This is a genomic window from Pseudosulfitobacter pseudonitzschiae, assembly GCF_900129395.1.
GTDB lineage: Bacteria > Pseudomonadota > Alphaproteobacteria > Rhodobacterales > Rhodobacteraceae > Pseudosulfitobacter > Pseudosulfitobacter pseudonitzschiae.
In genome coordinates, this window is record NZ_FQVP01000002.1 from 367,111 (window position 1) to 381,696 (window position 14,586).

Consider the following 14,586-nt stretch of genomic DNA (forward strand, 5'->3'; position numbering starts at 1 on the left):
CAGCGCCGCTTATTGCGGGATGTCGCCTTCGATGCCTTCGACATAGAAGTTCATGCCAGCCAGCGTGCCGTCATCGGCGGTCTCGCCCTCGGCCAGCCAATCGCTGCCGTCCTGCTTTTTCAGCGGGCCGGTGAAGGGATGGTATTCACCCGATGCGATTTTGTCCTTCATCTCCAGCGCTTCGGCTTTGACTTCGGCGGGCACTGCGTCGGAAATTTCGCCGATGCCAACCATGCCCGGGCCAATACCGTCCCATGTGTCTGTCGACGTCCATGTGCCGTCCATCACGGCTTTGGTGCGGGCGATGTAATAGGGCGCCCAGTTGTCGATGATCGAGGACACGCGCGGCATCGGGGCGTATTGCGCCATGTCGGATGCCTGACCAAAGGTGATCACGTTGCCAGCCTTTTGCGCGGCGGCCTGCGGCGCGGTCGAATCGGTGTGTTGCAGGATCACGTCGGCACCCTGTTCGATCAGAACCTTGGCGGCGTCGGCCTCTTTCGCGGGGTCAAACCAGGTGTAGGCCCAGATGATCTTGAACTGCACATCGGGGTTGACCTTTTTGGCGTGGATATAGGCCGAGTTGATGCCACGGATGACTTCGGGGATCGGGAAGGACCCGATATAGCCGATGATGTTCGATTTGGTCATCGAACCCGCGATGTGCCCCTGAATGGCACGGCCTTCGTAGAAGCGGGCCGAATAGGTCGACACGTTGTCAGCGCGCTTGTAGCCGGTGGCGTGTTCGAATTTCACGTTCGGGAATTTGGCCGCAACGTTGATGGTCGGGTCCATGTAGCCGAACGAGGTGGTAAAGATCAGATCGGCACCGTCCAGCGCCATCTGTGTCATTACGCGTTCACTGTCAGGACCTTCGGCCACGCTTTCCACGTAGACGGTTTCGACCTTGTCGCCGAATTCTTCTTCTACGGCCAGACGGCCCTGGTTGTGCTCGTAGGTCCAGCCGCCGTCGCCGACGGGGCCAACAAAGACAAAACCGACCTTGGTCTTGTCCTGGGCAAAGGCGCCCGTGGCAAGGCCCAGCGTCAGTGCCGCCGTGGCCATCAGTTTGGTGAAGGTCATGAGTGTTATACTCCCCGGTTTATTGGCCTCAGTGCGAGGCATGGAAAATGCGCCCCAGAGAACCCGGTGCGCGGGATTTGTCAGCAGACAGGATTACCAGAACGATGATCGTTACGATGTAGGGTGACATTGCCAGATACTCGACCGGTATGGCAACGCCCGCGCCTTGCAGATTCAGCTGTAGCTGGGTGATGCCGCCAAAAAGATATGCACCCAGCAAAACGCGCCACGGCTTCCACGAGGCAAAGACAACCAGCGCCAGAGCGATCCAGCCGACACCGGCGGTCATGCCTTCGGTCCATTGCGGCACGCGGATAAGCGAGATATAGGCCCCGCCCATGCCCGCACAGGCACCGCCAAACAGGATCGCAAGCGTACGGATGCGTTTGACCTTGTACCCCAGCGCGTGGGCGGCATCGTGGTTTTCCCCCACGGCGCGCAACACCAGACCGGCGCGGGTGAACTTCAATCCCGCCCAGACGCCCAGCACGATCAGCAGCCCGATGTAGACCATGGCATCGTGGCTGAACAGAATGCGGCCCAGCACCGGAATATCGCTGAGCGGGCCAAGGTCCAGGTCCGCCATACGCGGCGGTTTCACCCCGACATAGCTTTGCCCCATCAGCGCCGACAGCCCCAGCCCGAACAGCGTCAGCCCAAGGCCCGAGGCCACCTGATTGGCCAGCGCCACCTGTGTCAGGAACACGAACAACAGCGACAATACGGCTCCGCCCGCCGCCGCCCCGATGAATCCCAGCGCGGGGGAACCGGTGTTCACCGCCACGATAAAGCCCGCGATTGCCCCGACGATCATCATGCCCTCGACCCCCAGGTTCAGAACGCCCGCGCGTTCGACCACCAGCTCGCCCGTGGCGGCCAGAAGGATCGGGGTGGCCGCACTCATCAGGGCGGCCAGCAGGAGGATCGGATTGATAACAGACAGGTCCATTACGCCACCTCTGCCGCGCCAAAGCGCAGCCTGTAATTGGTCAGCACATCCAGCGCCAACAGGAAAAACAACAACATGCCCTGGAACACCTGGATGGCGGCGGCGGGCAGGCCAAGCTGCGACTGCGCGATGTCGCCACCGATATAGGTCAGCGCCATCAGTGCACCGGCCAGCAGAATGCCAATGGGATGCAACCGGCCCAGAAACGCCACGATGATCGCGGTAAACCCGTAGCCCACGTTAAAGTCGATGGTGATCTGCCCTGCAGGGCCTGCCACTTCGAACATGCCGGCGAGCCCCGCCAGCATGCCCGACGCCCCCAGACAGAACAGCACCAGCCGCGCCGGGTTCACACCGCCAAACTTGGCCGCGCGGGGCGCTTCGCCCGTCACCCGAATGGCAAAGCCCAAGCGGTGCCGCGTCAGCAACACATAGGCAAAGATCACCGCAATCAGCGCGGCCAAAACGCCCCAATGCATCCCCGATCCGGCGATGATCTCGGCGTTATGGGCGGACGCATATTGTTGCAGGTTCCGCGAACCCGGAAAGCCATAGCCTTCGGGGTTTTTCAGCAACCCCAGGGACATCGACGACAAAAGCTGCTCGGCCACGTAAACCAGCATCAGGCTGACCAGAATTTCATTGGTCCCGAACTTGACCTTCAACAGTCCCGGGATCATCGCCCACAGGAACCCGCCCAGGCCGCCACAAATGACCATCAGCGGGAAAATCCACCATGCCTCCAAGGGATAGAACGCCAGTGCCGCCGCAGCGCCGCAGATCGCACCGATGATGTATTGCCCTTCGGCCCCGATGTTCCAGATGCCCGCGCGAAACCCTAGTGCCAGCCCCATGGCGATCAGCACCAGCGGCGCGCCTTTGACCAGCAGTTGCGGGCGGTAATAAAACGCAAACTCGCCAAACAGCGGCTGCCAGAAAATCGTCAGGATCGATTGCAGCGGGTCCTTGCCCAGCACCGCAAACAGCAGCCCGCCAAAGACCATCGTCGCCAGCACCGCCAACACCGGCGTGGCCAGCGCCATCTGCCTGCTTGGCTGTGGCCGCTTTTCAAGCCGGATCATTGGCCGCCCCCATCTTCATCTTGCAAGGCAAACTCTCCCCGAAGGGCCGACTTGCCACATCTCAAAAGCTCACACATGGGCCACCTCCATCCCATGCGCGCCGCCCATCATCTGACCGATCTCGGCCACCGTCAGCCCCGCTGCCGGGCGCACCGCGCTCAACCGTCCTTCGTTCAGGGCCGCAAAGTTGTCTGAAATCTCCATCAACTCGTCCAGATCCTGCGAGATCACGATGACCGCCGCCCCGTGTTCGGCCAGATCCAGCAGCGCCTGCCGGATCGCGGCGGCGGCAGAGGCGTCGACGCCCCATGTCGGCTGGTTCACCACCAGCACTTCGGGGCGTTGCAATATCTCGCGCCCGATCACGAACTTCTGCAAGTTGCCCCCCGACAAAGACCGCGCCGCGTTGCCCGGTCCCGGCGTGCGCACGTCGAAATCGGCGATGATCTGGTTGGCAAAGCTGCGCGCCGCACCCCAGTTCAGCAGCCCGTTACGCTCCAGCCCCTGACGCGCGGCACCGGTCAGCATGGCGTTTTCGGTCAGCGACATATCGGGGGCGGCAGCATGGCCCAACCGTTCCTCGGGCGCGGTCAGCAAGCCCGCCGCGCGGCGCGCGTTCGGACCCAACCGGCCGACGTCGGCGCCCTTGAGGAAAACAGTGGCTGCGGGAACCTGAGCCTCGCCCGACAACGCTGACAACAGCTCGTCTTGTCCGTTGCCTGCCACGCCGCCAATGCCCAGCACTTCCCCCGCCCGGACCGAAACAGAAATGTCGCGCAGCGGCATCCCGAAGGCTGACGCGGGCGGCAACGACAGCCCGCGCAGCTCCAACAGCACATCGCCCACGGGGCCGGCGGCCTTTTGCGGCGGCTTCAACGCGCTGCCCACCATCATTTCCGCCATGTCCGCGGCTGACGTGTCACGCGGAATGCAATGCCCCACGACCTTGCCCAGTCGCAGGATCGTCGCCGCGTCGCACAGGCTGCGGATTTCCTCCAGCTTGTGCGAGATATACAGGATCGCCGTGCCCTCGGCCGACAGCTTGCGCAGGGTCTTGAACAGGATGTCGACCTCTTGCGGGGTCAGCACGCTGGTGGGTTCGTCCATGATCAGCAGCTTGGGCTCTTGCAACAGACAGCGGATGATCTCGACCCGCTGCCGTTCGCCCGCCGACAGATCCCCCACCAGCCGGTGCGGCGCCAGGGGCAGGCCATAGGTTTCCGACACCGCCTTGATCTGTGCCGCAAGCTGGCGCATGGGCGGCGCGTTCTCCATCCCCAGCGCGATGTTCTCGGCCACGGTCAGCGCATCGAACAGCGAAAAATGCTGGAACACCATCCCGATCCCTGCGGCGCGTGCCGCGCGTGGGTCCGCAGGAGCATAGCCCGCGCCGTTCAGCGACATCTGCCCCGCGTCGGGCTTCACCAACCCGTAGATCATCTTGACCAGCGTCGATTTGCCTGCGCCGTTCTCGCCCAGCAGCGCGTGCACTTCGCCCGGCTGAATGGTCAGGCTGACATGGTCGTTCGCCACCACGCCCGGATAGGCTTTGGTCACGCCGGAAAGGTCCAGAAGGGCAGTCATGCGGTCTCTTTCGTCAGGGCTGGCAAGGGCTTGCGCAACATTAGTAGCTGTGCGGCCACGCCTACGGCAATGGCTTGCGGGTGTTTTCCGAGGGCGGGATCGCCGATCGGGCAGGTGATGTTCTCAATGCGCGCAGGTGAATGTCCCAGCGCCGCCAGACGGCTGCGAAACCGTGCCCATTTGGTGGCCGACCCGATCAGCCCCGCAAAGGCAAACTCTCGGTTCAGCAGGTGGTGGCACAGTTCCAGATCATAGTCATGCTCGGGCGTCATGATGTAATGCGCCGCGCTGTCATCGGCACCCGCCAGTACGTCGGTGGGCACCGCATCGGTGCGGGCAATCGCACCCGGCAATTGCGCCAGCTCGCCCGCGCGCACATCGCTGACCAGCACGTCATACTGCGGCAAGGGATGCAGCACACCCGCCAGCGCGCGGCCGACATGGCCCGCGCCGTAAATGACCACTTGCTGCCGCTCTTGCCACAGGGATTCCGCCATCCAGCCACCTTGCAGCATCGCGCGCAGCGGTGCGCCTCCCTCAGCGGCCTGGGCGCAGGCGCGTTGCATCGGTGCAGGCATGTCCTCGGCACCACTGACGCGCCGCGCCCAGACGCCGTCATACTCCGTCTCGATGGCCCGAAACCGCGCCGCGTCGAACCATTCCAGCACGATCACCACGGCCCCGCCGCAGCATTGGTTCAGCGTTGGTCCCAACGCCAGTTTTTCCACCCGCGCGCGCGGCGCATCCAGCGCCAGCATCCCGCGCGCGTGTCGCACCGCTTCCAGCTCCAGCCGCCCGCCACCGATGGTGCCCGACAGCCCGCCACCCCAGACCAGCATCGACGTGCCCGCCGCGCGTGGGGCCGACCCGCGCACATCTGCCAGCACGATCCGCACGACGCGGCCCTGTGCCTCGATGGCGGTGCCAAGGGCATCCAGGTCCATCATGCGCCGCGCGCCCGGTGAATGGCGGCCAGCACCTGCTCGGCCGTGGCCGGCGCGTGCAGATCGGGATAGGCGTCGCCACAGGACGCAACCGCATCCGACAGGGCCATCAGCGTGGCGATGCCCAGCATCAACGGCGGCTCGCCCACCGCTTTGGATTTGTAAATTGTATCGGCGCGGTTCTCGCCGTCCCAAAGTGCGACGTTGAACACCTCGGGCCGGTCGCCGCAGGCGGGGATCTTGTAGGTCGACGGCGCGTGCGTGCGCAGCGCGCCGCTGTCATCCCAAACCAGTTCCTCGGTCGTCAGCCAGCCTGCGCCCTGAACAAATCCGCCTTCGACCTGTCCGATGTCCAGCGCGGGGTTCAGCGAGGCGCCGGCATCGTGCAGAATATCGGCCCTCAGCATCCGGTTCTCGCCGGTCAGCGTGTCCACCGCGACCTCGACCGCCGCAACGCCGTAAGCAAAGTAAAAGAACGGGCGGCCATGCCCCTTGATCCGGTCCCACGAAATCTCGGGCGTTTTGTAAAAGCCGGTCGACGACAGGCTGATCCGCGCCTGATGGGCCAGAGCCGCCACCTCGGCAAAGCTGTAGTCGGCGCCGCCCGCCGTCACCCGTCCGTCCTTGAACACCACATCGGCAGGCCTGCACTGATGCAACTGCGCCAGATGCAGCTCGATCCGCTCGCGGATGGTGTCGCAGGCATTTCGCACCGCCATCCCGTTCAGGTCCGACCCCGACGACGCCGCCGTGGCGGATGTGTTGGGCACCTTGGCCGTGTCCGTCGCGGTGATCCGCACAGCCTCCATCGGCACACCGAACCGGCTGGCCGCCACCTGCGCCACCTTCTGGAACAGGCCCTGACCCATTTCGGTCCCGCCATGGTTCAGATGAATCGACCCGTCGGCATAAACATGCACAAGCGCTCCCGCCTGATTAAGGTGCGTCAGCGTGAACGAAATCCCGAACTTCACCGGCGTCAGCGCCAGCCCCTTGCGGATCACACCGCCGCGCGCGTTCCACGCGTCCACCGCCGCCCGCCGCGTCGCATAGTCCGAGCTTTCCTCAAGCCGCGCCAGCATCTCGTGACCGATGAAATCGTCCACCTCTTGCCCATAGGGGGTGGTCTGTATCTTTTGGCCGGAAATATCCCCGCCGGAGGCATAAAAGTTTGCCCGCCGCACCGCCGTCGGATCGGCGCGCAGGGCATGGGCCACGTGATCCACGATCCGCTCCATCCCCAGCATCCCTTGGGGCCCGCCAAAGCCGCGAAAGGCGGTGGCGGATTGGTGGTTGGTTTTCCAACGGTGGCTGGTGATGCGCACCGCAGGCAGGTGATAGGCATTGTCGGCATGCAGCATCGCGCGGTCGGCCACGGGCAGCGACAGGTCCATCGCCCAGCCGCAGCGGGTGTCGTGGCGCACGTCCAGCGCCAGAATGCGCCCCGTGTCGTCATAGGCCACGTCATAGGTGATGCGGAAATCGTGGCGCTTGCCGGTGATGATCATGTCATCATCCCTGTCATAGCGCATCTTGCAGGGGCGGCCCGTCGCCCGGGCGGCAATGGCACAGGCCACGGCCAACGCGTTGCCCTGGCTTTCCTTGCCGCCAAACCCGCCGCCCATGCGCCGCGTCTCGACTCGTACGGCGTGCATGTGCTGACCGATGGCCTCGGCCACCTTGTGCTGTATTTCCGACGGGTGCTGGGTGGACGAATGCACATGCATGTCGCCGTTGTCACCGGGCAGGGCAAGGGCGGCTTGGCCCTCAAGGTAAAAATGTTCCTGCCCGCCGATCTCCATCACCCCCGACAGACGATGCGGGGCACTGGCAAAGCCTGCGTCCAGATCGCCGCGTGCATAGATGCGCGGGCCATCCTCGAACCGGCTGTCGGCGGCCTCGGCCTGTTCGATGGTCAGGATCGGCGTGGTCTTTTCGATCGTCGCACGGCCCAGCCGCGCCGCACGACGTGCGGCGCCGTGGCTGGTCGCGATGACCAGAAACAGCGGCTGGCCGAGATAGTGGACGGTATCAATGGCCAGCAACGGGTCGTCACGGTTTGACGGCGACACATCGTTGTCAAAGGGCAGATCGGCGGCGGTCATCACCGCGACAACGCCGGGGCTTTCGTGCACCGCGTCAAGGTCCAGCGCGGTCAGTGTTCCGGCAGCCACAGTGCTGGTGCCAAAGGCCAGATGCAGCGTGCCGCGCGGCGTCGGGATGTCATCGACATAGCGCGCCGCCCCCGTCACATGCAGGCGGGCGGCGTCGTGGGGCAGGGGCTGGGCGACACTCATGCGCGGACCTCCAGCACCGATGTTGGCGCGCCTTGGTCTTCGGACCATGCCCGCAGCAGCATGTTCTGCGCGGCCTCCATCCGATAGGCGGCACTGGCGCGCATGTCGGACAGGGGGGTGAAGTCCTGCGCCAGTGCGGCCATCGCGGCGCGCGCTGTGTCTTCACTCCACGGTTGCCCCGTCAGCGCGGCTTCGGCCATGGCCGCACGTTTGGGCGTGGCCGCCATGCCGCCAAAGGCGATGCGGGCGGTTTTGACCGCGCCCTCCGCAACCTCGATCCAGAAGCACCCGCAGACCGCCGAAATGTCCTGGTCAAAGCGTTTCGACAGCTTGTAACAGCGCAGGTGATCCGTGCCGCGTGGCAGGGTGATGTGCGTCAGGAATTCTCCTTTCTGGCGATCCTGTTTGCCGTAGTCGATGAAAAAATCCGCGATGGGCAGGCTGCGCGTGCGGCCCCCGTGTCGCAAGTGCAGGGTCGCATCCAGCGCGATCAGCGCCGGTGGCCCGTCGCCAATGGGCGAGCCGTTGGCGACATTGCCGCCAATGGTCGCGGCGTTGCGCACCTGTGCTGACCCATAGCGGCGGATCAGTTCGGCAAAGGCGGGGTGGTGTTCGGCCATGACGGGGTGCAAGTCCGACAGGGTGGTCATCGCGCCGATGGTGATGGTGTCGTCGCGGACCGTCACACCGCGCAAGCCGTCCACATGGGTCAGGAACGCGGTCTGCCCCAGATCGCGCATTTGCTTGGTCACCCACAGACCCACATCCGTCGCACCCGCGATCAGCGTGGTGTCGGGGTTGGCGGCGTACCAGTCGGCAAAGTCATCTAGGGTTGTGGGGTGGCTTGAAGCCTCTTGCGGATTGCGCCCGGAGGGCTGAGGCAGCCGGTCGTGCATGTGGTCGGGGACAGGGGCGCTTTGCGCCGCTTGGGCCGCGCGGACGATCGGGGCGTAGCCGGTGCAGCGGCACAGGTTGCCTGCCAGCGCGGTGTCATGGTCGGTGCGCCCGTTCAGGTGGTTGGCTGCCATGGTGGTGATAAACCCGGGCGTGCAAAAGCCGCATTGCGACCCGTGGTGGTCGATCATCGCCTGTTGTACCGGGTGCAGGGTGCCATCGGGGGCGCTGATGCCTTCGACGGTGCGAATGGCTTTGCCCTGTAGTTGTGGCAGGAACAGGATGCAGGCGTTCAGCGGACGGGCGCCGCTGTCATCCGTCACGATCACCGAGCAGGCCCCGCAATCCCCTTCGTTGCACCCTTCCTTGGTGCCGGTCAGGCCGCGCGTTTCGCGCAGCCAGTCGAGAAGTGTCGTCGTGGGAGAGACATCTGTCGCCGTGACGTCCTCTCCGTTCAGACGAAAAGACACGTTCATGTGGTTCTGACCTGCCACCCTACCAATGCCCGACAAGGCGCGACGTCGATGTGGCGTAGACGGCGCGCGGGCGTGTTGACGATCAGCCTAGGCGGGCAAAGCCTTGCATTGCAAGAGTTTTGGCGCGCGACCCTGAATCAGGTGCCGTAAAGTGGCGCAAAATGCGTCATCGCTCTGGCAGGGGATGCTGGCCGGGGTTAGGGTTGCGCCATGTCAAATGATCCCCGATTCATTCACCTGCGCACCCATTCCGAGTATTCCCTGCTGGAGGGTGCGCTGCGGCTGAAAAAGCTGCCTGACCTGTGCAAAAAGCACGATATGCCCGCGCTGGCGCTGACCGACACCAACAACATGTTCGCGGCGCTGGAATATTCGGTGACCTTGTCGGGGGCAGGCATTCAGCCGATCATCGGCTGTCAGGTGGATGTGACTTGGGTCGAAACCCGTCCCGGCGACCGCCCGCGCCTGCCTGCGGGGCTGGTGCTGCTGGCGCAGAACGAGACGGGTTACGAAAACCTGATGAAGCTGAACTCGTGCCTGTACCTCAAGGGCGATGGCCAGTTGCCACAGGTGACGCTGGACGAGCTGGAGGCGCTGTCCGCCGGGTTGATCTGCCTGACCGGGGGGCCGGAGGGACCCGTGGGCCAGCTTCTGCGTGCGGGCCAGCAGCCTGCGGCACAGGCGATGATGGACCGGCTGGCGGCGGCCTTTCCACAGCGACTGTACGTCGAATTGCAGCGCCACCCCGGACCGGACGGCCAGCCCGACGCCGAGAAACTGACCGAGCGGCCCTTTGTCGAGATGGCCTATGCGATGGAGTTGCCGTTGGTCGCCACCAACGACGTTTATTTCCCTGCCGCCGATATGTACGAGGCGCACGACGCGCTGATCTGTATCGCCGAAGGTGCCTATGTCGACCAGCAGCAGGACCGCCGCCGCCTGACCAACCAGCATTACTTCAAATCGCAATCCGAGATGGTGACGCTGTTTGCCGACCTGCCGGAAGCGGTTCAGAACACGGTGGAAATCGCCAAACGCTGCGCTTTCATGGCCTATCGCCGTGATCCGATCCTGCCAAAGTTCGCCGACGACGAGGTGGTCGAACTGCGCCGTCAGGCCAACGAAGGCCTGCAGGCGCGTCTGGCGGTGATCCCCCATGCGGCGTCGGTGGAAGAGTACCAGAAGCGGCTGGATTTCGAGCTGGATATCATCGAAGGTATGGGGTTCCCCGGCTACTTCCTGATCGTTGCCGATTTCATCAAATGGGCCAAGGACGAGAATATCCCCGTCGGTCCGGGCCGTGGGTCGGGGGCGGGCAGCCTCGTGGCCTATGCGCTGACCATCACCGACCTTGATCCCCTGCGCTATGCGCTCCTCTTCGAGCGGTTCCTGAACCCCGAGCGGGTCAGCATGCCCGACTTTGACATCGACTTTTGCATGGACCGCCGCGAAGAGGTGATCCGCTATGTGCAAAGGAAATATGGCCGCGACAAGGTGGGGCAGATCATCACCTTTGGCGCGCTGTTGTCAAAGGCTGCGGTGCGCGACATCGGGCGGGTGCTGCAGATGCCTTACGGGCAGGTCGACCGACTGTCCAAGCTGATCCCCGTCGAGGGGGTCAAACCCGTGAGCATCGCCAAGGCGCTGATCGACGAGCCGCGCCTGCGCGACGAGGCGCGCAACGAAGAGGTGGTCAAACGGCTGCTGGATTACGGCCAACAGGTCGAGGGGCTGTTGCGCAACGCCTCGACCCACGCCGCCGGTGTCGTGATCGGGGACCGCCCGCTGGACGCGCTGGTGCCGCTTTATCAAGACCCGCGTTCGGACATGCCCGCAACGCAGTTCAACATGAAGTGGGTCGAACAGGCCGGGCTGGTCAAGTTCGACTTTCTGGGCCTGAAAACCCTGACCGTGATCCAGAACGCCGTGGACCAGATCCGTGGCGCGGGGCGCGACCTGCACACTTCGGCCGACGGCACGCAGCTATATGAACCCGCGCCGGGGACCGAGAACGACATCAATGCCATCCCGCTGGATGACGAAGCATCCTACAAGCTTTACGCCGCCGCCAAGACCGTGGCCGTGTTCCAGGTGGAATCCAGCGGCATGATGGACGCGCTGAAACGGATGAAACCGACCTGTATCGAGGACATCGTGGCCCTTGTGGCGCTCTACCGTCCCGGTCCGATGGAAAACATCCCGACCTATTGCGAAGTCAAGAACGGCCAGCGCGAACGCGAAAACCTGCACCCGACCATCGACCACATTCTGGACGAAACCCAAGGCATCATCGTTTACCAGGAACAGGTGATGCAGATCGCGCAGGAAATGGCGGGCTACAGCCTTGGCGGCGCCGACCTGCTGCGCCGTGCGATGGGTAAGAAGATTCAGGAGGCGATGGACGCCGAGCGGCCCAAGTTCCTGGAAGGGGCGAAGGCCAATGGCGTGGACAAGGACAAGGCGATGGAGGTCTGGAACCTTCTCGACAAGTTCGCCAACTATGGTTTCAACAAATCCCACGCGGCGGCCTATGCGGTGGTCAGCTATCAAACCGCATGGCTCAAGGCGAACCATCCGGTCGAGTTCATGGCTGGTGTGATGAACTGCGATATCCATCTGACCGACAAGCTGGCGATTTACTTCGAGGAAGTCCGCAAGGCGATGGACCTGCCCTGGGTGCCGCCTTGCGTGAACCGCTCGGATGCGACGTTCAAGGTGGTCGACGGCGCGCTGGTCTATGCGCTGGGCGCGCTCAAGAACGTGGGCGTCGAGGCGATGAAGCTGGTGACCGAAGGGCGCAAGGTGGACGGCGTCGACAAGCCCTTTGCCACGTTGTTCGATCTGGCGCGGCGGGTTGATCTGAAACGTGTGGGCAAGCGTCCGCTTGAGATGCTGGCGCGCTCGGGGGCGTTTGACCAGCTCGACAACAACCGCCGCCGGGTGTTCGATGCGCTGGACGCGCTGGTTCAATATTCCGCCGCGATCCACGACCAGAAGAATTCCAATCAGGTGTCGCTGTTCGGCGAGGCAGGCGACGACCTGCCCGAACCACGGATGATGCCGGGCGATGACTACATGCCCGCCGAACGGCTGAGCGAAGAGTTCAAGGCCGTGGGCTTTTACCTGTCGGGCCACCCGCTGGACGACTACGCCGGTGCGTTGAAACGCAAGGGCGTTCAGACGCTGGACGAGGTGCTGGCCGATGTGGAACGGCGCGGCACCAAGAACGCCAAACTGGCGGGCGTGGTCGCGGGCTGTCAGATCCGCAAGTCGGCCAAGGGCAACCGCTTTGCCTTTGCGCAACTGTCGGACACCACGGGCGCCTACGAGGTGACGCTGTTTTCCGAAGCTTTGGAAAAATCTCAGGATTTTCTGGTGACGGGGGCCAAGGTGATCATCACCGCCGAGGCGACGATGGAAAGCGATCAGTTGAAGCTGTTGGCGCGGTCCGTGGCCCCGATTGACGCGGTGGTGGCGGATGTGGGCGGCATGGGGCTGCGCGTGTTCATCAACGATGCGGGGGCAGTCGGGTCGATTGCCACGGTGCTTGAAGGGGCGGCGCAAAGCCAGCGTTCCATCGGGCGCGGACCGGTGCAACTGTGCCTGATGGGCGCCGGGCTGAACGGCGAAGTTGACGTGGAGCTGGGCGATGATTTCCCGGTGAACCCGCAGATCAAGGGTGCGATCAAGAGCCTGGGCGGCGTGGTATCGGTCGAAGAGATCTAGGCACGCGGCTGCCCGTTTGCAGCGACTTGGTGGACAGCTGCGTGAACCTTACGTTAACACTTGCGCATCCAAATGCAGGAGGTGCGGCGTGTACAAGGCTTTGACAGGATTGACGTTTGCGCTCGCGATTGCGGGCTGCGGTGATCCGCTGGACAAGGTCGAACACCTCGGCGACGTGGAACTGGCCGATGATCAGGGCACCGCTGCCGCCTTGCCCTCGCCCGAAGAACTGGCCCGCGAGGGTGGCATTTTCGCAGGACTGTTCAAGGCGAAAGACACTGCATCTCCGGAAGAGGTAGCAGCGGAAAACACGAGTGCCGAAGGTGGTTCCGGTGACGCGCCGCCAGTCGCTGAAACCGAAGCCCAGGCCACCGGGGCGGAAACAGCGAAAGCCGAGCCAGTGGTCGAGCCGGAAAAACGCCGTGGGTTGTTCGGCCTGTTCCGTGCCGACGGTGCGACGCAAGACAGCGCCGCTCAAACGCAGGTGCAAACCGCATCGCTGTCCGCAGAGGTTCCCGACGCGACTCCGCAAGCAAGGGTCGCGCCGGAAAAGCGTCAGGGACTGTTCGGCGGGGGCCGCACGGCGCGCACGTCCGGACCGGACCAGATGGACGTGCCGCTGGGCGCGGTTCTGCCATATGGTACCATCGCACGGGTGTGTGACGCGAACCCTGGCAAGTTGGGCACAAAGATCGACAAGGCACCTGCGCGGGGCAACGGCTTTGCGCTCTATGACAGCAACCCGCAAAGCACGGCGGCGCGTACATTCTATGTCACCGGGTTTTCCGACGGCTGTGCGCGCCAGTTTACCGCCGCACTGGCCATGTTCGGCGCGCCGTCGATGCACGAACAGCTGCGCTATGGACAACCTTCCGAAGAATACCCCTACAGCGACACGGACAAGGCCTATGAAAAGGTCAAATCGCAAGTGTGCCGCGTCGGCAAACGCAAACCCTGCGGCAGCGCCATCGGACGGCTGGAGCGGGATACGGTTTTCATCAGCACTTACGAACACTTCGGCAACAACGCCCGCTGGTCCGACATCCTGCTGCACGACGGTCAGGTGATGGCGGCGGCGATCAAAACGCCCTGAGCGAACGCGCGCCAGCCGACCCTCCGGGGGGATTTTCTAAACCAGAGACGCCATAAAGCGGTGCTTGCACGCGCGGCCACTGCTTCATCTTGCCCGATAAACTCTCCCCGAAGGATCGGGCCGCCACTGGGGCGAAGCCGTCAGTAATGCGGCGGACGTTCGTCGCCGATGACGGTGCCGCCTGTGGTCTGGGATTCGCGTTCACCCTCGCGCTGCATCAGCATGTGAACGCGGCGGGTCAGCGTGGCGATCTCGCCTTCCTGGCGGGCGACAACATCCGACAGGTCGTCGACGGTGCGGATCAGGTGGGCGATCTGTTCTTCGAGCTGTTCCATGCGGGATCTCCTTGTTGGTGCCCATGTGGGCCATCCTGCCACTGCTTGCAATGGGGCGCGAGGTGCTTGCCCCCATCTGGCCCATATCGTAAGCCCATGCGCGAACGCTGACCCGATCGGAGC

10 protein-coding genes are annotated in these 14,586 nt (G+C 63.9%); 2 read left to right on the top strand and 8 right to left on the bottom strand.

Annotated elements, in window-relative coordinates; translation table 11 throughout:
* Positions 1-9 precede the first annotated feature (9 nt).
* From BUC08_RS06115 to xdhA, 7 genes are all read right to left on the bottom strand, one after another.
* Positions 10-1,083 (bottom strand): BMP family ABC transporter substrate-binding protein, encoded by a 1,074-nt coding sequence (locus BUC08_RS06115; protein ID WP_037924892.1) that lies wholly within the window; start codon positions 1,081-1,083, stop codon positions 10-12.
* A 28-nt stretch (positions 1,084-1,111) separates the two neighbouring features.
* Complete coding sequence (locus tag BUC08_RS06120) at positions 1,112-2,032, bottom strand: ABC transporter permease (RefSeq protein WP_028954936.1); 921 nt, start codon at positions 2,030-2,032, stop codon at positions 1,112-1,114.
* A complete protein-coding gene (locus tag BUC08_RS06125; protein ID WP_037924895.1) occupies positions 2,032-3,114 on the bottom strand; it encodes an ABC transporter permease in 1,083 nt (360 codons plus the stop codon). The genes BUC08_RS06120 and BUC08_RS06125 overlap by 1 nt, the downstream gene beginning before the upstream one ends.
* Before the next feature lie 69 nt (positions 3,115-3,183).
* A complete protein-coding gene (locus BUC08_RS06130; RefSeq protein ID WP_037924897.1) occupies positions 3,184-4,698 on the bottom strand; it encodes an ABC transporter ATP-binding protein in 1,515 nt (504 codons plus the stop codon).
* Entirely contained in the window at positions 4,695-5,645 is a 951-nt protein-coding gene (gene xdhC / locus BUC08_RS06135) for a xanthine dehydrogenase accessory protein XdhC (RefSeq protein ID WP_051694195.1), read from the bottom strand. The genes BUC08_RS06130 and xdhC overlap by 4 nt, the downstream gene beginning before the upstream one ends.
* Positions 5,642-7,939 carry a xanthine dehydrogenase molybdopterin binding subunit gene (gene xdhB / locus BUC08_RS06140; protein WP_037924900.1) on the bottom strand — a complete coding sequence of 766 codons (2,298 nt, stop codon included), beginning with the start codon at positions 7,937-7,939 and terminating at the stop codon, positions 5,642-5,644. The genes xdhC and xdhB overlap by 4 nt, the downstream gene beginning before the upstream one ends.
* Positions 7,936-9,309: a xanthine dehydrogenase small subunit gene (xdhA, locus tag BUC08_RS06145; protein WP_037924902.1), complete on the bottom strand. Its 1,374-nt coding sequence runs from the start codon at positions 9,307-9,309 to the stop codon at positions 7,936-7,938. Before xdhA ends, xdhB begins: the two co-directional genes overlap by 4 nt.
* A gap of 210 nt (positions 9,310-9,519) precedes the next feature.
* On the opposite strand from xdhA, the gene dnaE reads away from it, so the two are divergent.
* Positions 9,520-13,035, top strand: coding sequence for a DNA polymerase III subunit alpha (gene dnaE, locus BUC08_RS06150; protein WP_037924904.1), 3,516 nt, complete (start codon positions 9,520-9,522; stop codon positions 13,033-13,035).
* Between the two features lie 88 nt (positions 13,036-13,123).
* Positions 13,124-14,128 (top strand): hypothetical protein, encoded by a 1,005-nt coding sequence (locus BUC08_RS06155; RefSeq protein ID WP_037924907.1) that lies wholly within the window; start codon positions 13,124-13,126, stop codon positions 14,126-14,128.
* Between the two features lie 140 nt (positions 14,129-14,268).
* On the opposite strand, the gene BUC08_RS06160 is transcribed toward BUC08_RS06155, so the two are convergent.
* Positions 14,269-14,463 (bottom strand): SlyX family protein, encoded by a 195-nt coding sequence (locus tag BUC08_RS06160; RefSeq protein WP_028954929.1) that lies wholly within the window; start codon positions 14,461-14,463, stop codon positions 14,269-14,271.
* Positions 14,464-14,586: the final 123 nt, after the last annotated feature.